This is a genomic window from Streptomyces sp. NPDC093586, assembly GCF_044764905.1.
GTDB lineage: Bacteria > Actinomycetota > Actinomycetes > Streptomycetales > Streptomycetaceae > Streptomyces.
The window spans coordinates 95,008-112,061 of the sequence record NZ_JBIWJA010000023.1; the positions used below are offsets into that span (position 1 = coordinate 95,008).

Consider the following 17,054-nt stretch of genomic DNA (forward strand, 5'->3'; position numbering starts at 1 on the left):
TGGGGCGCCCCCCCCCCGGGGGGCGTTTGGGGGCCGGGGGGGGGGGGGGCCCCGGGGGCGCCGCGGGGGGCCGGGGCCAACCCCACACGGGTGGCCGCCGCCCCTCCGGCGTCTGTGTCCGTCTCCGTCAGGCCTCGTCACGGCGCAGCGAAGGCTTCAGTTCCTTCAGCCGGCCGAGCAGACCGTTGACGAACGCCGGCGACTCGTCCGTGGAGAACTCCTTCGCCAGCTGCACCATCTCGTCGAGGACGACGGCGTCCGGGGTCGCGTCGACCCAGATCAGCTCGTACGCGCCGAGACGCAGGATGTTGCGGTCGACGACCGGCATCCGGTCGAGCGTCCAGCCGACCGAGTACTGGGCGATGAGCTCGTCGATGCGCTTGGCACGCTCGGCGTAGCCCTCGACGAGCTCCATCGTGTACTCGCTCACCGGCGGCTGCCGGGTGTCGGACCGGGAGTGCCGGACCCAGTCCGCGAGGACCGTCAGGACGTCGGCGCCGCGCTGATCGCCCTCGAAGAGGATCTGGAAGGCGCGCTTGCGGGCCGTGTTGCGAGCAGCCACGGTTAGCTGTTCACCCGGCCGAGGTAGTCGCTCGTGCGGGTGTCGACCTTGATCTTCTCACCGGTGGTGATGAAGAGCGGGACCTGGATCTGGTGGCCGGTCTCCAGCGTGGCGGGCTTGGTGCCACCGGTGGAGCGGTCGCCCTGGACGCCCGGCTCGGTCTCCTGGACGGTCAGCTCGACGGCGGCGGGCAGCTCGACGAAGAGCACCTCGCCCTCGTGCTGGGCGACGGTGGCGGTGAAGCCCTCGACGAGGAAGTTGGCGGCGTCGCCGACGGCCTTGCGGTCGACCATGAGCTGGTCGTAGGTCTCCATGTCCATGAAGACGAAGTAGTCGCCGTCCATGTACGAGAACTGCATGTCACGCTTGTCGACAGTGGCCGTCTCGACCTTGACGCCGGCGTTGAAGGTCTTGTCGACGACCTTGCCGGAAAGCACGTTCTTGAGCTTGGTGCGCACGAAGGCCGGGCCCTTGCCGGGCTTGACGTGCTGGAACTCGACGACGGACCAGAGCTGGCCGCCTTCGAGCTTGAGCACCATGCCGTTCTTGAGGTCGTTCGTGGAAGCCACGGTTGCGGAATCTCCTGGACTGGACTGACGTGGACGACCCCGGTGCAGGCATGCGCACAGCGCGAGGCTAGAGCGCGAGCAGCTCCTTGGTCGTGATGGTGAGTAGCTCGGGTCCGCCGTCCGCCTCGGGGCGCACGACGAGCGTGTCATCGATCCGGACACCGCCCCGGCCCGGGAGGTGGACCCCCGGTTCGACGGTGACCGGCACACAAGCGTCCAGTTTACCCATGGCCGCCGGGGCCAATTGCGGGTCCTCGTCGATTTCGAGTCCCACACCGTGACCGGTGAGGGCCGGAAGGTTCTCCGCGTACCCCGCGGAGTCCAGTGCCTGGCGGGCGGCGCGGTCCACATCACGGCAGGCGGCACCGGGTACGAGGGCCTCCCGGCCGGCCCGCTGGGCGGAGAAGACGAGGTCGTACAGCTCGATCTGCCAGTCGGCCGGCGAGGTGCCGATGACGAACGTACGACCGATCTCGCAGCGGTAACCGCGGTACGTCGCACCCAGGCACACCGAGAGGAAGTCACCCTCCTCCACGCGCCGGTCGGTGGGCCGGTGACCGCGGCGCCCGGAGTTCGGGCCCGTGCCGACGGAGGTGGGGAAGGCGGGGCCGTCGGCGCCGTGGTCGACCAGGCGGCGTTCCAGTTCCAGGGCGAGGTGCCGCTCGGTGCGGCCGACGAGGATGGACTCCAGAAGTTCGCCGAGGGCCTGGTCGGCGATCTCGGCGCCGATCCGCAGGCAGGAGATCTCCTCCTCGTCCTTGACCACTCGCAGCTGCTCGACGGCCTGACCGAGGTCCGTCAGGCGCAGTCCGGGCGCGACCGAACGCATGGCACGCTGCCGGGCGACGGTGAGGTGGTGGTCCTCGGTGGCGAGGGACTCGGCGCCCTGGGCCGCGGCGAGGTCGGTGGCGGCGACGGCCGGGTCACCGCCGGGGCCTGACAGGGCGCGCAGCGGCAGGGCCTCGTCGGACCTGCCCTCCGTGGGCCGCTCGTCCGGCGGGCCGGAGCACACCAGGAGATCCTCGGTCTTGCCCAGCAGCAGCACGGCGCCGTGCGGGGTGGCGCCCGCGAGATAGCGCACGTTGGCGGGCCGGGAGACGAGCGCCGCCGCGCTGCCGCCCGCGTTGCAGCGTTCTCGTAGGCGCGTCCGGCGGGCCGCGTACACCTCTGACATGACCCGAGCGTAAGAGCTCCACTCGGGGGGCGCCGCTCGGGAGGGCCGAGTGGGCGGTGCGCTTCGGTATACCGGGTGCGCGGTCCGGGGTGGGCGGGTTGTCGTACGGCGTCTGCGGGCCGGTGGGGCTTCTCGCGCAGTTCCCCGCGCCCCTTCGGGGCGCGCTCGTCTCCCCGCGTTCACCAGTTCGGGGGGCTGGCTATCGAGCGGGCCAGGACCTCGTCCAGGACCTGGGCCGTTTCCGGCACGTCCAGCTGGGAGTTGTCGATGATCGGGAGGCCCGAGCCGTACCAGCCGGCCATGCGGCCGTGGATGCGGGCGACCTCCTCGTCGGTGAGCCGGCGGTTGCCGCTGCGCTCGGCGTTGCGCTCCAGGACGACGTCCAGTCCGGGCAGGAGGACGACCGGGAGCAGGCCGGGGCCGACGTGCCGTTTCCAGCCGCCGAGTCCGACGACCGGGCGGTCCGGGAAGACGGCGTCATCGAGGATGCAGGAGATGCCGTTGGCGAGGAAGTTGCGCGCGGAGAAGCCGCAGGTGCGGCGGGCGAGGCGGTACTGGGCCTCGGAGTTCTCGTTCCACCCGGACTGGGGGTCGGCGAAGCCCGAGCGGACCCATTCGCGCACGTCGTCGAGGCTGATGTGGGCGGTGGGGACCCTGCGGTGGTCCGCCCAGTACTTGGCGACGCTGGTCTTGCCGGCGCCGGCGGGGCCGATGAGCAGCACCGCGAGGGTGGTGGTGGCCGGGTCGGGTGCGGGGGCCGTGGCGGGCGGCGTGCCGGGCGCGGCGACGGGGCCGCCGGGCGGCAGCGGGACGTGCCCGGTGGTGTCCGGCACGGGCGGCGGTGCCGGGACCTGGTGGGGGGCCTGGTGCGAGACCTGGTGGGGGGCTTGCATGGGGTGCCCCGGGGCCATCGGTGGGGGCACGGGGGCGGAACCCTGGTGCGGGCCCGGGTGATGTGCGGCCGGGGACCAGCCGACGGCCGGTCCGTGCCCCGGCTGAGGGGGCGGCGGCAGCGGAGAACCCACTGCGTGCTGCATCCGGTGCCACTCCGTCTCGTTCTTCGGGCTCGGTCGCCTCCGGGGCGCTGCGGCCCCTTCGGCTCACTCGCCGCAGGCGATGGGCGCTGACAGCGGGAGGGGTACCCGCTGTCCCCCACAGCCTAAAGGGCGCGGGAGGGGCTCCGCCCGAACGGTACCGTCCCCGGCCGTCCTGTGGTGAACGGCTGGGGACGGCCCGAAGTGCCCGTCCCCGCAAGGCGAATCGGACGGAAGGTACGACGGGGGATCTACTCGCCCACCTCGCCGTAGGCGGCGAGAAGGACGGCCGGGTCGGGGCCCTCCAGGACGGTGGGCTTGGCCAGGCCGTCCAGGACGATGAAGCGCAGCACGTCGCCGCGGGACTTCTTGTCGACCTTCATGTTCTCCACCAGCTTGGGCCACTGGTCGTAGCGGTAGTGGAGCGGCAGGCCGACCGCTTCGAGGATGGTGCGGTGACGGTCGGCGGTGGCGTCGTCCAGCCGGCCCGCGAGGCGGCCCAGTTCGGCGGCGAAGTGCATGCCGACGGAGACGGCGGCGCCGTGGCGCCACTTGTAGCGCTCGTTCTTCTCGATGGCGTGGCCCAGGGTGTGGCCGTAGTTCAGGATCTCCCGCAGTCCCGCCTCCTTGAGGTCGGACGAGACGACCTCGGCCTTGACCTTGATGGAGCGCACGATCAGCTCTGCGGTGTGCGGTCCGGCCGGGGTGCGCGCGGCCTGGGGGTCGGACTCGATCAGGTCGAGGATCACCGGATCGGCGATGAAGCCGGCCTTGATGACCTCGGCGAGGCCCGAGACGTAGTCGTTGACCGGGAGGGAGTCCAGGGCGGCCAGGTCGCACAGGACGCCGGCCGGCGGGTGGAAGGCGCCGACGAGGTTCTTGCCCTCGGCGGTGTTGATGCCGGTCTTGCCGCCGACGGCCGCGTCGACCATGGCCAGCACGGTGGTCGGGACGGCGATCCAGCGCACGCCGCGCAGCCAGGTCGCGGCCACGAAGCCGGCGAGGTCGGTGCTGGCACCGCCGCCGACGCCGACGATGACGTCGGTGCGGGTGAACCCGGACTGGCCGAGCGCCTTCCAGCAGTAGGCGGCGACCTCGGCGGTCTTGGCCTCCTCGGCGTTGGGCACCTGGATGGCGATCGCGTCGTAGCCCTGCTCGGCGAGGTCGGCGCGCAGCGCGTCACCGGTCTCGGCGAGCGCCTCGGGGTGGATGACGGCGACCCGCTTGGCCTTGGTGCCGATCAGCCCGGCCAGCTCGCCCAGGAGCTGACGGCCCACCAGGACCTCGTAGGGATCGGATCCCGCGGTACCGCCGACCTGGATCCGGGTGACTGCCTCGCTCATGCTTCTTTCAACTCCAGTGCGTCCAGGGCGGCTTGGGTGACCTCTTCGGGCGTCCGTCCGTCGGTGGCCACGACGACCGCGGCGACCTCCTCGTAGAGGTGGCGGCGGGCCTCCATCAGCTCGCGCCACTGCTTGCGCGGGTTGACCGCCAGCAGGGGGCGCGCGGCGTTCAGGCCGGTGCGCTTGACCGCCTCCTCGACGTCCATCGACAGATAGACGACGCGCTGCCCGGCGAGCAGGTCGCGGGTGTCCGCGTCGAGGATCGCGCCGCCACCGAGGGCGAGGACGCCGTCGTGCTCGGCGAGGGCCGTGCGCACGGCCTGCTTCTCCAGGGCGCGGAAGGCGGGCTCGCCGTCGTCCACGAAGATCTCGGAGATGCTCCGCCCCTGCGCGGAGACGATGTCCTCGTCCGTGTCCCGGTACCCGGTGCCGAGGCGCTCGGCGAGCAGTCGCCCGACCGTGGACTTGCCGACGCCCATCGGTCCGACCAGGACGATCAGCGGGGTGCTCATCGGATGGCCAGGTTGTCGAGGTACGAGGTGACGTTGCGGCGGGTCTCGGTGACGCTGTCGCCGCCGAACTTCTCCGCCACCGCGTCCGCGAGGACCAGGGCGACCATCGCCTCGGCGACGATGCCGGCGGCCGGGACCGCGGAGACGTCGGAGCGCTGGTGGTGGGCCTGCGCGGCCTCGCCGGTGGTCACGTCCACGGTCTTCAGGGCGCGCGGCACGGTCGCGATCGGCTTCATCGCGGCGCGGACCCGCAGCAGCTCACCGGTGGACAGGCCGCCCTCGGTACCGCCGGCGCGGCCGGAGACGCGGCGGATTCCCTCGGGCGTATTGACGATCTCGTCGTGCGCCTTGGAGCCGGGCACCCGGGCCAGCTCGAAGCCGTCGCCGATCTCGACGCCCTTGATCGCCTGGATGCCCATCAGGGCACCGGCGAGGCGGGCGTCCAGCTTGCGGTCCCAGTGCACGTGCGAACCGAGGCCGACCGGGACGCCGTACGCCAGCACCTCGACCACACCGCCGAGCGTGTCGCCGTCCTTGTGGGCCTGGTCGACCTCCGCGACCATCGCCTTGGAGGTGTCCGCGTCCAGGCAGCGCAGCGGGTCGGCGTCCAGCTTCTCGACGTCCGCCGGGGTGGGGTACACGCCCTGCGGGGCCTTCACGGAGCACAGCTCGGTGACGTGGCTGACGATCTCGATGCCGGCCGTCTCCTTCAGGTACGACCGCGCCACGGCGCCCAGGGCCACCCGGGCCGCCGTCTCGCGCGCGGAGGCGCGCTCCAGGACCGGCCGGGCCTCGTCGAAGCCGTACTTCTGCATGCCGGCGAGGTCGGCGTGGCCGGGCCGGGGGCGGGTCAGCGGGGCGTTGCGGGCCAGTCCCGCCAGCACCTCCGGGTCGACCGGGTCGGCCGCCATGACCTGTTCCCACTTCGGCCACTCGGTGTTGCCCACCATGATGGCGACCGGGGAACCGATGGTGAGGCCGTGACGGACACCGCCGAGGAAGGTGACCTCGTCCCGCTCGAACTTCATCCGCGCACCGCGACCGTAGCCGAGCCGCCGCCTCGCCAGATGGTCCGCCACCATGTCCGTGGTGATCGGCACACCGGCGGGCAGACCCTCCAGCGTCGCGACGAGTGCGGGACCGTGGGACTCCCCCGCGGTCAGCCAGCGCAACCTGCTCAACGGTGCTCCTCAGTGCTCGCGCCCGGTACTGCCCTGCGTACACGTCTCCTCGCGTACGGCGACGGCGTGACCGGGTGCGCGGAGCCGGCCCGCCACCTCCGATCCTCCCACGTCCGGGCGGCTCCCCCGGCCGCCGGTCCATCTGGCGGACGGGCGGCTCAGGCGGAGCCGTCGCCCTGACGCTGCCGGGGAGCGTAGGAACCGAGGAAATCGGCGCCGCTCGGCTGCGGCCGGGGCGATGCCCGCGGCGGCGCGTAGGGACCGAGGTGGTCGGCGCCGCTGCCCTGGCCGTGCCGCGCCGCCGCCCGGACCGGCGCACCGCTTCGCGCCGCGCGCCGGTGGGCGATCCGGCGCACCAGCTTGACCACCCAGGACGCGACGACGGCGAGCACGATCAGGGCGAGCACCGTGATCTGCACCCAGTCGGGCAGAAAGCCCAGTACGGCCTCGAATATCTGGCTCTTGGTGGATGCCAGAGGCATGCCTGCGGACATGGATCGTCTTCCCCTCCCGGTTCCGCCCCCTGCGGAACCGGACGGATCCTAGCGTTCCGCGAGGGCGCGCTCGCCTGCTCTCCGCATGGCGGCCAGCGGCGCCGGGGCGCGGCCCGTCATCTGCTCGACCTGGAGCACCGCCTGGTGCAGCAGCAGGTCGAGGCCACTGACGACGGCACCACCGTACGCCGACCAGCGGGCCGCGAGCGCGGTCGGCCAGGGGTCGTACAGCACGTCGAAGAGGGTTCCGGGCATCCCGGGCACGGCATGGGCCAGCGCGTCGGTGGTACCGGCGGGTGTGGTGGCCACGACCAGCGGGGCGTGCAGCGCCTGTTCGGCGTGCGCCCAGTCGGCGATACGCACGCCGACGTCCAGCCGCTCGGCCCAGCCCCGCATCTCGGCGGCGCGCGCCTCGCTGCGTACGTACACGGTGACCTCGCCGGTGCAGACCCGGGCCAACGCGGCCAGCGCGGAGGAGGCGGTGGCGCCGGCGCCGAGGACGGCGGCGGTGTCGACCTTCTCGATGCCGTGCTCGCGCAGGGCGGCGACCATGCCGGGGATGTCGGTGTTGTCGCCGGTCCTGCGGCCGTCCTCGGTGAGGACGACGGTGTTCACCGCGTCCACGGAGGCGGCCGTCTCGCTGATCTCGTCGAGCAGCGGGATCACCGCCCGTTTGAGCGGCATGGTCAGCGACAGCCCCGCCCATTCCGGGCCCAGCTTCTCGAAGAAGCCCGGCAGCGCCGCCTCGTCGACGTCGAAGCGGTCGTACGTCCAGCCCTCCAGGCCCAGCTCCGCGTAGGCGGTGCGGTGCAGCACCGGGGAGAGGGAGTGGGCGATCGGGGAGCCGAGAACGGCGGCCCGGCGCGGGTCAGTTGCCGGAGCTGGCATCGAACTTCGCCTTCAGCTTCAGGAAATCGTCATGGGTGCGGGCGAACTCGGTCTTGTTCATGCCGTCGGTGGCCACGAAGTAGATCCAGCCGTCGTCCGTGGGGTTCATCGCCGCCTGGAGCGCCTCGTCCCCGGGGTTGCCGATGGGTCCGGGCGGCAGGCCCTTGTTGGTGTAGGTGTTGTACGGGTCCTTGTCGCTGTTGATCTCGGACTCGCCGATGTGGATGTTGCTCTGGCCCTTCGCGTAGTTGTAGCTCGAGTCGAACTGGAGCAACTGGTTGGTCTCGGTGTTGGTGGGCTTGAGCCGGTTGTAGATGACCTCGGACATCTTGCGGAAGTCGTCGTGGTTCTTGCCCTCGGCCTGCAGCATGCTCGCCACGGTGAGCAGCTGCCAGGGACCGTCCAGACCCATGCTCTCGGCCTTCGACGCCAGGCCGAGTTCCGTGTACCGCTCGTTGGCGCGGGTGACCATCTGCTTGAGCACGTCCTCGGGCTTCTGGCCCTTGGCCGCGGCGTAGCTGGACGGGTAGAGGAATCCTTCCAGCGGGTCCTTGACGTTCGGGTGGTTCATCGCCCACTCGGGCAGACCGAGGGTCTTCCACTGGTTCTTGGCGACCTCGGCGGTGGTGCCCTTCTTCAGGCCGAGCTGCGTGTCGATCTTCGTGTAGACCTGTACGTTGCGCGAGCCCTCGGCGATGATCAGGTTGCTGCGGCTCTCCGGACTCAGCAGGAGCTCGACCGCGCTCGCCGCCGACATCTCCTTCTGCAGCGTGTACACGCCGTCCTGGATGCTCTTGCCGTTGGGATTGCTCTGCTGGGCGCTGATGAAGGCGTCGACGCTCTTCACCACGCCCTGGCGTTTGAGCTCCTGGCCGATCGTCGCCCCGCCCGCGCCCTTGGGGATGGTGACGGTCACCTTCTGGCCGTTGCCATTGCCCGCGTAGTCCGGGGCCGCGCCGAAACGATCCTGGTAGAACTGGAAGCCGAAGTAGCCGACGCCGGCCACACCGCCGCCGAGCACCAGACAGACCACGAGGCAGGCGAGACCGCTGCGGCCCTTCTTGGGCTTGCCGCCCCGGCCCCTGCGCTCGCCGCGACCGCCGCCGTCGGGTTCGCCGTCGGAGAGTGCCTGCTCCCCCTCGTCGGAACCGGGGTCCTCGTCGGTGCTCCGCGGTCCGGGATCGGTCCGCCGACGGCCGGGCGGCTCCGGCGGCGGGTACGCCTCCGGGGTGCCGTAGAAGTCGGGCTGCTCCTCGCCGTAGGCGGCGTTCTGCTGGCCGTAGGGATCCGACGGGTCGCCCGGGTACTGCGCGTGGGGACGCGCGCCGGTCCCCCAGCCGCCGTCGTCGTAGCCCTGCCCCTGCTCGGACTGTGCCTGGGCCGGGTACTGCTGGTCGTACCGCTGACCGCCGTACTGGTCGTACTGCGGCTCGGGGGACTGCCCGCCGTACTGGTCGTACTGGGGCCCGGAGGACTGCTGACCGTGCTGGTCGTACTGCGGCTCGGGGGACTGCCCGCCGTACTGGTCGTACTGGGGCCCGGGAGACTGCTGACCGTACTGGTCGTACTGGGGCCCGGGAGACTGCTGACCGTACTGGTCGTACTGCTGCTGCCCGTACGCGCCCTGCCCGCCGTCACCCCAGTCACCGTACTGCGACTGCTGCTGCGGCTGCTCGCCGTCGTAGGGGGACTGCTGAGCCGCCTGGGCATGCTGTCCGCCCCATCCGCCGTCCCCGTACAACGGGTCCTCGGGATGCCACGGTTCGGAGCCTGGGCCCCGGCCATACTCAGTCATCGATCCCCTAGAGCCGCGAGGCGGCGGTCCGCGCGGCCTGTCATGGGGGCCGGCTTCCGTTCCGCCTCTTGCTGTGCGGGGGCTGTTCGAATGCCGCCGCATCGCGCGGAACGTTACCGTATCGCGATCAGATGACCACTTCGACGCCCTCGCCGGGTGCATGGCCTGACACCCGTTCGGATTCCAGTGCCTGCTGAAGGATGATCACCGCGGCGGCCTGGTCGATGACCGACCGCCCCTTCTTGGACTTCACGCCCGAGGCGCGCAGCCCCTGGCTCGCCGTCACGGTCGTCATCCGCTCGTCGACCAGCCGTACGGACACGGGCGCGATGCCCTTGGCCAGCTCCTGTGCGAAGCCCCTGACCTTGGCCGCGGCCGGGCCCTCGCCCCCCTTGAGGGAGCGAGGGAGACCGACGACGACCTCGATGGGCTCGTACTCCTCGACCAGCTGACGCAGGCGGCGGTGCGCCGCCGGGACGTCGCGCCCGGGGACGGTCTCCACCGGGGTGGCGAGGATCCCGTCGGGGTCGCACGAGGCGACCCCGATACGGGCGTCCCCGACGTCGATCGCGAGCCGGCGGCCTCTGCGCATCGCCCGCCTACTTCGCGGTCTCGGCGACGAGGCGCTCGACGGCGTCGACGGCGTCGCCGATGGCGGCCGGGTTCTGGCCGCCGCCCTGGGCGACGTCCGGCTTGCCGCCACCGCCGCCGCCGAGGGTCTTGGCGGCGGTGCGCACCAGGTCGCCGGCCTTGAGACCGCGCTCGCGGGCGGCCTCGTTGGTGGCGATCACGGTGAGCGGCTTGCCGTTCGCCGTCGTGAAGAGGGCGACCACGGCGGCCCGGCCGCCCTGGATGCGGCCGCGCACGTCGAGGACCAGCTTGCGCAGGTCGTCGGCGGTGGTGCCGTCCGGGACCTGGCCGGTCACCAGGGCGACGCCGCGCACGTCCTTGGCGGAGTCGGCGAGCGAGCCGGCGGCCTGCAGGACCTTCTCGGCGCGGAACTTCTCGATCTCCTTCTCGGCGTCCTTGAGCTTGCCGAGCATGGCGGAGACCTTCTCCGGGAGCTCCTCCGGACGGCCCTTGATCAGTTCCTGGAGCTGGGCGACGACCGTGTGCTCACGGGCGAGGAAGTTGTAGGCGTCCACACCGACCAGGGCCTCGATGCGGCGCACGCCCGAGCCGATGGACGACTCGCCGAGCAGCTTGACCAGGCCGAGCTGGGCGGTGTTGTGCACGTGGGTGCCGCCGCACAGCTCCTTGGAGAAGTCGCCGATGGTCACGACGCGCACGCGCTCGCCGTACTTCTCGCCGAACTCGGCGATGGCGCCCTGCTTCTTGGCCTCGTCGATGCCCATGACGTCGGCGCGGACGTCGAGGTCGCGGGCGAGCACCTCGTTGATCTTCTGCTCGACGTCGGTCATCACGGCCGTCGGCACGGCGGAGGGCGAGCCGAAGTCGAAGCGGAAGCGGCCGGGCTGGTTCTCGGAGCCGGCCTGGGCGGCCGTCGGGCCGAGGGCGTCGCGCAGGGCCTGGTGGGTGAGGTGGGTGGCCGAGTGGGCGCGGGCGATGGCCTTGCGGCGCCGGTCGTCGATGGCGGCGTGGGCCTTGGCGCCGACGGTGATCTCGCCGACCTGGACGACGCCCTTGTGGACGTAGACGCCCGGGACCGGCTTCTGGCAGTCGCGGACCTCGATGACGGCGCCGGAGTCGGCCTTGATCCGGCCGGTGTCGCCGATCTGGCCGCCGCCCTCGGCGTAGAACGGGGTGCGGTCGAGGACGATCTCGACCTCGTCGCCCTCGGTGGCGGCCGGCGAGGAGACGCCGTCGACGAGGATGCCGACGATCGTGGACTCGCCCTCGGTGTCGGTGTAGCCGATGAAGTCGGTGGCGCCGGCGCGGTCGGCGATCTCGCGGTAGGCACCGAGGTCGGCGTGGCCGGTCTTCTTGGCCTGGGCGTCGGCCTTGGCCCGCTCCCGCTGTTCCTTCATCAGGCGCCGGAAGCCGTCCTCGTCCACGGACAGGCCCTGCTCGGCGGCCATCTCCAGGGTGAGGTCGATCGGGAAGCCCCAGGTGTCGTGGAGCAGGAACGCCTTGTCGCCGGAGAGGACCGTGCCGCCGGCCTGCTTGGTCTCGCTGACGGCGGTGTCGAGGATGTTGGTGCCGGCCTTGAGGGTCTTGAGGAAGGCGTTCTCCTCGGCGAGGGCGACCTTCTCGATCCGCTCACGGTCGGTGATCAGCTCGGGGTACTGCTGCCCCATCATGCCGATCACGACGTCGATCAGGTCCTTGACGACCGGACCGGTGGCGCCGAGCAGGCGCATGTTGCGGATGGCGCGGCGCATGATGCGGCGCAGGACGTAACCGCGGCCCTCGTTGCCGGGGGTGACGCCGTCGCCGATGAGCATCACCGCGGTGCGGATGTGGTCGGTGACCACGCGCAGGGAGACGTCCGAGGCGTGGGTGTCGCCGTAGGCCACGCCGGTCAGCTCGGTGGCCTTCTTGATGACGGCCATGGAGGTGTCGATCTCGTACATGTTCTGCACGCCCTGCAGAATCATGGCGAGGCGCTCCAGGCCGAGGCCGGTGTCGATGTTCTTGCTCGGCAGGTCCCCGAGGATCTCGAAGTCCTCCTTGCCGGTGCCCTCGCCCCGCTCGTACTGCATGAAGACGAGGTTCCAGATCTCCACGTACCGCTCGTCGTTGACGGCGGGGCCGCCCTCGACGCCGAACTCGGGGCCGCGGTCGTAGTTGATCTCGGAGCAGGGGCCGCAGGGGCCGGGCACGCCCATGGACCAGAAGTTGTCCTTCTTGCCCAGACGCTGGATGCGCTCGGCGGGGACGCCGACGACGTCGCGCCAGATCTGCTCGGCCTCGTCGTCGTCCTCGTAGACGGTGATCCACAGACGCTCGGGGTCGAGACCGTAACCGCCCTTGTCCTGGGGGCTGGTGAGCAGCTCCCAGGCGAGCTTGACGGCGCCTTCCTTGAAGTAGTCGCCGAAGGAGAAGTTGCCGCACATCTGGAAGAACGTGCCGTGCCGGGTGGTCTTGCCGACCTCTTCGATGTCCGGCGTGCGCACGCACTTCTGGACGCTGGTGGCGCGGTCGAACGACGGCTTGACCTCGCCGAGGAAGTACGGCTTGAAGGGCACCATGCCGGCGTTGACCAGCAGCAGAGTCGGGTCGTCCGCGATGAGCGACGCCGAAGGGACGACGGTGTGCCCGCGCTCCTCGAAGAAGCTCAACCAGCGGCGGCGGATCTCGGCCGACTCCATCAGTGGTCCTCATTCCGGTTGTACGAGTACGTCGTCCTGTCGACGTACCTCGGGTCGTTACGGTTCTCGATGGCGGTGTACCGCCGGGCCGCGGGCAGTTCGCGGTCGACGGGGGCGTTCAGCCCGAGCGCGTCGTCCAGTTCGGCCTCCCGCTGGGCCATGTTGTCGCGGACGTCGAGGGCGAAGCCCACCGCGCGGTCCTTGATCCGGGTGCCCGCCTCGACCGCCTTGTTCGCCGCGGTCGCGGCGAGGCTGTCGGGGGTCAGCTGCTTGAGCTTCCGGTTGACCTTGGTGGTGGCCCACACACCGGCGGCGACACCGGTGCCGAACCAGAACGTACGGCGGAACATCGCTGGATCAGTCCTTCTTCCGCTTCGTCCGCCGCGCTTCCGGGATCGTACGGCCGACGATCACGGTGCGCCGCGGCTCCTTGGCCGGGCCCGCGGGCACGCCCTCCTTGCGTCCGCCGAGTGCCCTGCGCACGCCGTAGCCGAACGCCGCGACCTTGACCAGCGGCCCGCCGAAGGTGGAGGCCACGGTGGTCGACAGCGCCGAGGCGTTCGACGTGACCTCCTGGACGTCGGAGGCGATCGCGTCGACCCGGTCGATCTGGGTCTGCGCGGAGCGCACCGCCGAGGAGGCGTCGGCCAGCAGCGGGACGGCCTGGTCGGTCACGTCCGCCACCAGCTTGGTGGTCGCCCTGAGCGTCTGGGCCAGCCTCGCCAGTGCGACGGCGAGGAAGGAGACCAGGATCGCCCAGAAGACGGCCACCAGGATCCCGGCCACCTCGCCACCGGACACTGCGCACCCGCTCCCTGAAACGTGCCTGAACATCGAGAACATCGAGAAAGTCGTGCACCGAGCCTATCGCGCCGGGCGCGGGGCTCCGTACCGGATTACCGTCCGCGCCGGGGGCGGATCCGGTGGAACCGGACGGCGGGGGTCGTGTGCGGGCGGCCGGGCGGGCCCGGACACGCGGCAGCCCGCCGCCTCGCCCACCCGAAGGGGCGGGGAGACGACGGGCTGAGGTACCGCGGGGGTACTGACGTCCGGCTGGATCAGCGGGCGTAGTACTCGACGACGAGCTGCTCGTCGCAGATCACCGGGATCTCCTTGCGGTTCGGCTCGCGGTCCAGGCGGAACGCCAGGGCCTTGAGGTTCACCTGGAGGTAGCGCGGGGTCTCGCCCTCGGGGGCGAAGCCACCCTCACGGGCGATCGTGAAGAGGGTCTTCTCCTTGGAGCGCTCGCGCACCTGCACGACGTCGTCCGGGCGGACACGGAAGGACGGCTTGTCGACCTTCTGGCCGTTGACCTGGATGTGGCCGTGGACGACCATCTGGCGGGCCTGGTAGATCGTGCGGGCGATGCCCGAACGCAGGACCAGCGCGTCGAGACGGCGCTCGAGCTCGATGACCAGGGCCTCGCCGGTCTTCATGTTGGTCTTGGAGGCACGCTCGTAGGCGCGGACGAGCTGGCGCTCGCTGAGGTCGTACTGCGCGCGCAGACGCTGCTTCTCGAGCAGACGGACCTTGTAGTCCGAGTTCTGCTTGCGGCCGCGGCCGTGCTCACCCGGCGGGTAGGGGCGGGCCTCGAAGTACTTGACGGCCTTCGGCGTCAGCGCGATGCCGAGGGCACGCGACTTCTTGACCTTGGGGCGGGACTGGTTCGCCACTGTCTGTGTCTCTTTTCTGAGTTTCCGGCTTGTCAGGGTTGAGGGAGGTCGCATCCGCAGCCGGGGAATCCCGCCGGGTCCGCTCGGGACCTGCCGGGCAGCCGCTCCCCTGGTCTGGGCACATACGTGCAGCACGCGAGTGGCCCACCGACCGTTCCCGGAGCTCCGGGTGGTGGTGGGCTGCCCGCGACACCGGTCGACGGTGCGCGACGCTCCTGGAACCCGCTGGGGGTTCCGGCTGGTTGTCCCGTTCTGACTGCACGGAACTCAGCGCTTCGGGCGATTCTACAGGCTGCTCAGGGCCGCTTGCGACCGAGGTGCTCCCGGGTCCACTCCACCGCGTCCGCGTACCGGGCCTCGGCGCCGTGCCGGGTGGGGGCGTAGTACGTGCGGTCCTTCAGCTCGTCCGGGGCGTACTGCTGGGCGGCGATGCCCTCCGGCAGGTCGTGCGGGTACACGTAGCCCTGTCCGTGTCCGAGCTTGCCCGCGCCCTTGTAGTGGCTGTCGCGCAGGTGGGCCGGAACGGGCCCGGCGTGCCCCTTGCGCACGTCGTCCAGGGCGGCGCCGATGGCGGTGGTGGCAGCGTTCGACTTGGGGGCGAGGGCCAGGGCGATGGTGGTGTGGCTGAGGGTGAGGGCGGCCTCGGGGAAGCCGATCATGGCGACGGCCTGGGCGGCGGCGACGGCGAGGGGCAGCGCGTTCGGGTCGGCGAGACCGATGTCCTCGCTGGCGGAGATCATCAGGCGGCGGGCGATGAAGCGGGGGTCCTCCCCGGCTTCGATCATGCGGGCCAGGTAGTGCAGGGCGGCGTCCACGTCGGAGCCGCGGATCGACTTGATCAGGGCGCTGGCGACGTCGTAGTGCTGGTCGCCGTCGCGGTCGTACTTCACCGCCGCCCGGTCGACCGTCTCCTCCAGCGTGGTCAGGGCGATCTCGCCCTCGCCCTTGTCGAGCGCGGCCCCCGCGGCGGCCTCCAGGGCGGTCAGCGCGCGGCGGGCGTCGCCGCCGGCGATGCGCAGCAGGTGGTCCTCGGTGTCCTCGGGGAGGGTGACGGCGCCGCCCAGACCGCGCTCGTCGGTCAGGGCGCGGCGGAGCAGGCCCCGGACGTCGTCGTCGGTGAGGGGTTCGAGGGTCAGGAGGAGGGAGCGGGAGAGCAGGGGGGAGATCACCGAGAAGTACGGGTTCTCGGTGGTGGCGGCGATCAGGGTGACCCAGCGGTTCTCGACGGCCGGGAGCAGGGAGTCCTGCTGGGCCTTGCTGAAGCGGTGAATCTCGTCGAGGAAGAGGACGGTCTCCTTGCCGTATCCCCCGACGGCGCGGCGGGCGCCGTCGATGACCGCGCGGACCTCCTTGACGCCCGCGGTGATCGCCGACAGCTCCACGAACCGCTTGTTGGTGGCCTTGGAGACGACGTACGCCAAGGTCGTCTTGCCGGTGCCCGGCGGGCCCCAGAGGATCACGGAGGAAGGCCCGGCGGGACCGGAGGCGCCCTCGCCGACGAGCCGGCGCAGCGGCGATCCGGGCTTGAGCAGGTGCTGCTGGCCGACGACCTCGTCGAGGGTGCGCGGGCGCATCCGCACGGCGAGGGGGCTGCCGGTCGGGTCCTTCTCCTGGCGTTCTTCTGCTGCGGCGGTGAACAGGTCGGGCTCCACGCAAGAACCCTAAAGGACCGCACTGACAACGCGACGGGCGCGTCGGCAGGCCCGTGGGCCGGCCCGTCAGCTGGTCCAGAAGTCCCACCAGCGGGTCAGGATCATCATGCCGATGATGCCGATGTGCAGCACCGGCGGGACCCAGGCGAACTCGCCGAAGAAACCGCGCAGCCAGCTCGGCGCGGGCAGGAAGCCCTTGCGGACGTTGAAGGACGTGACGTACCAGAACATGATGATCGTGGCGACCCAGGCGAGGCAGCACCACAGGCACAGGGCGTTGATCCGGTACAGGGACTGGAACTGCAGCCAGGTGCAGAAGCCCACCCCGAAGAGCGTGCCCGCGTTGAAGGTGAGCCAGTACCAGCGTGGGAAGCGGGCCCGGGCGAGCAGGCTCATGCCGACGCAGACGACGATCCCGTAGGCGACCAGGCCCAGCATCGGATTGGGGAAGCCGAAGACGGCCGCCTGGTCGCTCTCCATGACGCTGCCGCAGGAGACGACCGGGTTCAGGCTGCAGCCGGGGGTGAACGTCGTGCCCGCGACCTTGGCCTCGAGCAGTTTGAACTTGTCGAGCGTGATGACCCACGCGGCGAGCACCCCGGCGGCGCCCGTGATCACCAGCAGCAGGGCGAAGGCACGGCTGCCGCCCTCGGTACGCGGTGTTCCGGTGGGTTCCGGCGCGGGCTCTGCCACGGTGGAGACGTCCTTCACTGTCGTCTTGCTCATCACGCCGATTCCGTCATGTGAGGTGGACCTGCTTCGGGCAGGGCCATTGTGCCGCATGGGCCTGTGCGGGCACCGTTCACTGGACATAAGAACGCACCGGTGATGGCCCGTGGGCGTGGCGTTCCGGCCGATGTCCGTTCGCCGGGGGCACACGCGAACGAACGCGTGCACCCCCAAGG

General features: G+C 71.1%; 17 protein-coding genes. All 17 read right to left on the reverse strand.

Going from position 1 to position 17,054, the window contains the following annotated elements:
• Positions 1 to 127: 127 nt before the first annotated feature.
• Positions 128 to 562 carry a transcription antitermination factor NusB gene (gene nusB, locus ACIRFH_RS23410; protein WP_189230641.1) on the reverse strand — a complete coding sequence of 145 codons (435 nt, stop codon included), beginning with the start codon at positions 560 to 562 and terminating at the stop codon, positions 128 to 130.
• 2 nt (positions 563 to 564) lie between these two features.
• Positions 565 to 1,131 (reverse strand): elongation factor P, encoded by a 567-nt coding sequence (efp, locus tag ACIRFH_RS23415; protein ID WP_059420847.1) that lies wholly within the window; start codon positions 1,129 to 1,131, stop codon positions 565 to 567.
• Positions 1,132 to 1,198: 67 nt separating this feature from the next.
• Positions 1,199 to 2,305 carry an aminopeptidase P family protein gene (locus ACIRFH_RS23420; RefSeq protein ID WP_403524012.1) on the reverse strand — a complete coding sequence of 369 codons (1,107 nt, stop codon included), beginning with the start codon at positions 2,303 to 2,305 and terminating at the stop codon, positions 1,199 to 1,201.
• Positions 2,306 to 2,484: 179 nt separating this feature from the next.
• Positions 2,485 to 3,342, reverse strand: coding sequence for a Pro-rich N-terminal domain-containing protein (locus ACIRFH_RS23425; RefSeq protein ID WP_403524016.1), 858 nt, complete (start codon positions 3,340 to 3,342; stop codon positions 2,485 to 2,487).
• Positions 3,343 to 3,590: 248 nt separating this feature from the next.
• Complete coding sequence (gene aroB, locus ACIRFH_RS23430) at positions 3,591 to 4,682, reverse strand: 3-dehydroquinate synthase (RefSeq protein ID WP_403524019.1); 1,092 nt, start codon at positions 4,680 to 4,682, stop codon at positions 3,591 to 3,593.
• Complete coding sequence (locus tag ACIRFH_RS23435; RefSeq protein WP_403524021.1) at positions 4,679 to 5,194, reverse strand: shikimate kinase; 516 nt, start codon at positions 5,192 to 5,194, stop codon at positions 4,679 to 4,681. Before ACIRFH_RS23435 ends, aroB begins: the two co-directional genes overlap by 4 nt.
• A complete protein-coding gene (gene aroC / locus ACIRFH_RS23440; RefSeq protein ID WP_403524024.1) occupies positions 5,191 to 6,375 on the reverse strand; it encodes a chorismate synthase in 1,185 nt (394 codons plus the stop codon). Before aroC ends, ACIRFH_RS23435 begins: the two co-directional genes overlap by 4 nt.
• Positions 6,376 to 6,533: 158 nt before the next feature.
• Entirely contained in the window at positions 6,534 to 6,869 is a 336-nt protein-coding gene (locus ACIRFH_RS23445; protein ID WP_403524027.1) for a hypothetical protein, read from the reverse strand.
• A gap of 48 nt (positions 6,870 to 6,917) precedes the next feature.
• Positions 6,918 to 7,757 carry a shikimate dehydrogenase gene (locus ACIRFH_RS23450; protein ID WP_403524030.1) on the reverse strand — a complete coding sequence of 280 codons (840 nt, stop codon included), beginning with the start codon at positions 7,755 to 7,757 and terminating at the stop codon, positions 6,918 to 6,920.
• Complete coding sequence (gene mltG, locus ACIRFH_RS23455) at positions 7,738 to 9,552, reverse strand: endolytic transglycosylase MltG (RefSeq protein WP_403524033.1); 1,815 nt, start codon at positions 9,550 to 9,552, stop codon at positions 7,738 to 7,740. The genes ACIRFH_RS23450 and mltG overlap by 20 nt, the downstream gene beginning before the upstream one ends.
• Positions 9,553 to 9,679: 127 nt before the next feature.
• Entirely contained in the window at positions 9,680 to 10,144 is a 465-nt protein-coding gene (ruvX, locus tag ACIRFH_RS23460) for a Holliday junction resolvase RuvX (protein WP_403524036.1), read from the reverse strand.
• 7 nt (positions 10,145 to 10,151) lie between these two features.
• Positions 10,152 to 12,824 (reverse strand): alanine--tRNA ligase, encoded by a 2,673-nt coding sequence (gene alaS / locus ACIRFH_RS23465; protein WP_403524039.1) that lies wholly within the window; start codon positions 12,822 to 12,824, stop codon positions 10,152 to 10,154.
• The gene (locus ACIRFH_RS23470; protein WP_403524042.1) at positions 12,824 to 13,174 is read right to left on the reverse strand and encodes a hypothetical protein; all 351 of its coding nucleotides are present in this window, start codon (positions 13,172 to 13,174) and stop codon (positions 12,824 to 12,826) included. Before ACIRFH_RS23470 ends, alaS begins: the two co-directional genes overlap by 1 nt.
• A gap of 7 nt (positions 13,175 to 13,181) precedes the next feature.
• Positions 13,182 to 13,625, reverse strand: a complete 444-nt coding sequence (locus ACIRFH_RS23475; protein ID WP_403524045.1) for a DUF948 domain-containing protein — start codon at positions 13,623 to 13,625, stop codon at positions 13,182 to 13,184.
• Between the two features lie 257 nt (positions 13,626 to 13,882).
• On the reverse strand, positions 13,883 to 14,497 hold the full coding sequence (rpsD, locus tag ACIRFH_RS23480; protein WP_030973190.1) for a 30S ribosomal protein S4: 615 nt from the start codon (positions 14,495 to 14,497) through the stop codon (positions 13,883 to 13,885).
• A gap of 296 nt (positions 14,498 to 14,793) precedes the next feature.
• Positions 14,794 to 16,149 carry a replication-associated recombination protein A gene (locus ACIRFH_RS23485; RefSeq protein ID WP_403524049.1) on the reverse strand — a complete coding sequence of 452 codons (1,356 nt, stop codon included), beginning with the start codon at positions 16,147 to 16,149 and terminating at the stop codon, positions 14,794 to 14,796.
• A 66-nt stretch (positions 16,150 to 16,215) separates the two neighbouring features.
• The gene (locus tag ACIRFH_RS23490; RefSeq protein ID WP_403524052.1) at positions 16,216 to 16,875 is read right to left on the reverse strand and encodes a vitamin K epoxide reductase family protein; all 660 of its coding nucleotides are present in this window, start codon (positions 16,873 to 16,875) and stop codon (positions 16,216 to 16,218) included.
• Between the last annotated feature and the right edge of the window lie 179 nt (positions 16,876 to 17,054).

Coding starts and splice junctions, on each gene's coding strand:
- ACIRFH_RS23420 (WP_403524012.1), bottom strand. CDS start 2,305: ATGTCAGAGGTGTACGCGGCCCGCCGGACGCGCCTACGAGAACGCTGC.
- ACIRFH_RS23425 (WP_403524016.1), bottom strand. CDS start 3,342: ATGCAGCACGCAGTGGGTTCTCCGCTGCCGCCGCCCCCTCAGCCGGGG.
- aroB (WP_403524019.1), bottom strand. CDS start 4,682: ATGAGCGAGGCAGTCACCCGGATCCAGGTCGGCGGTACCGCGGGATCC.
- ACIRFH_RS23435 (WP_403524021.1), bottom strand. CDS start 5,194: ATGAGCACCCCGCTGATCGTCCTGGTCGGACCGATGGGCGTCGGCAAG.
- ACIRFH_RS23445 (WP_403524027.1), bottom strand. CDS start 6,869: ATGTCCGCAGGCATGCCTCTGGCATCCACCAAGAGCCAGATATTCGAG.
- ACIRFH_RS23450 (WP_403524030.1), bottom strand. CDS start 7,757: ATGCCAGCTCCGGCAACTGACCCGCGCCGGGCCGCCGTTCTCGGCTCC.
- mltG (WP_403524033.1), bottom strand. CDS start 9,552: ATGACTGAGTATGGCCGGGGCCCAGGCTCCGAACCGTGGCATCCCGAG.
- ruvX (WP_403524036.1), bottom strand. CDS start 10,144: ATGCGCAGAGGCCGCCGGCTCGCGATCGACGTCGGGGACGCCCGTATC.
- alaS (WP_403524039.1), bottom strand. CDS start 12,824: ATGGAGTCGGCCGAGATCCGCCGCCGCTGGTTGAGCTTCTTCGAGGAG.
- ACIRFH_RS23470 (WP_403524042.1), bottom strand. CDS start 13,174: ATGTTCCGCCGTACGTTCTGGTTCGGCACCGGTGTCGCCGCCGGTGTG.
- ACIRFH_RS23490 (WP_403524052.1), bottom strand. CDS start 16,875: ATGAGCAAGACGACAGTGAAGGACGTCTCCACCGTGGCAGAGCCCGCG.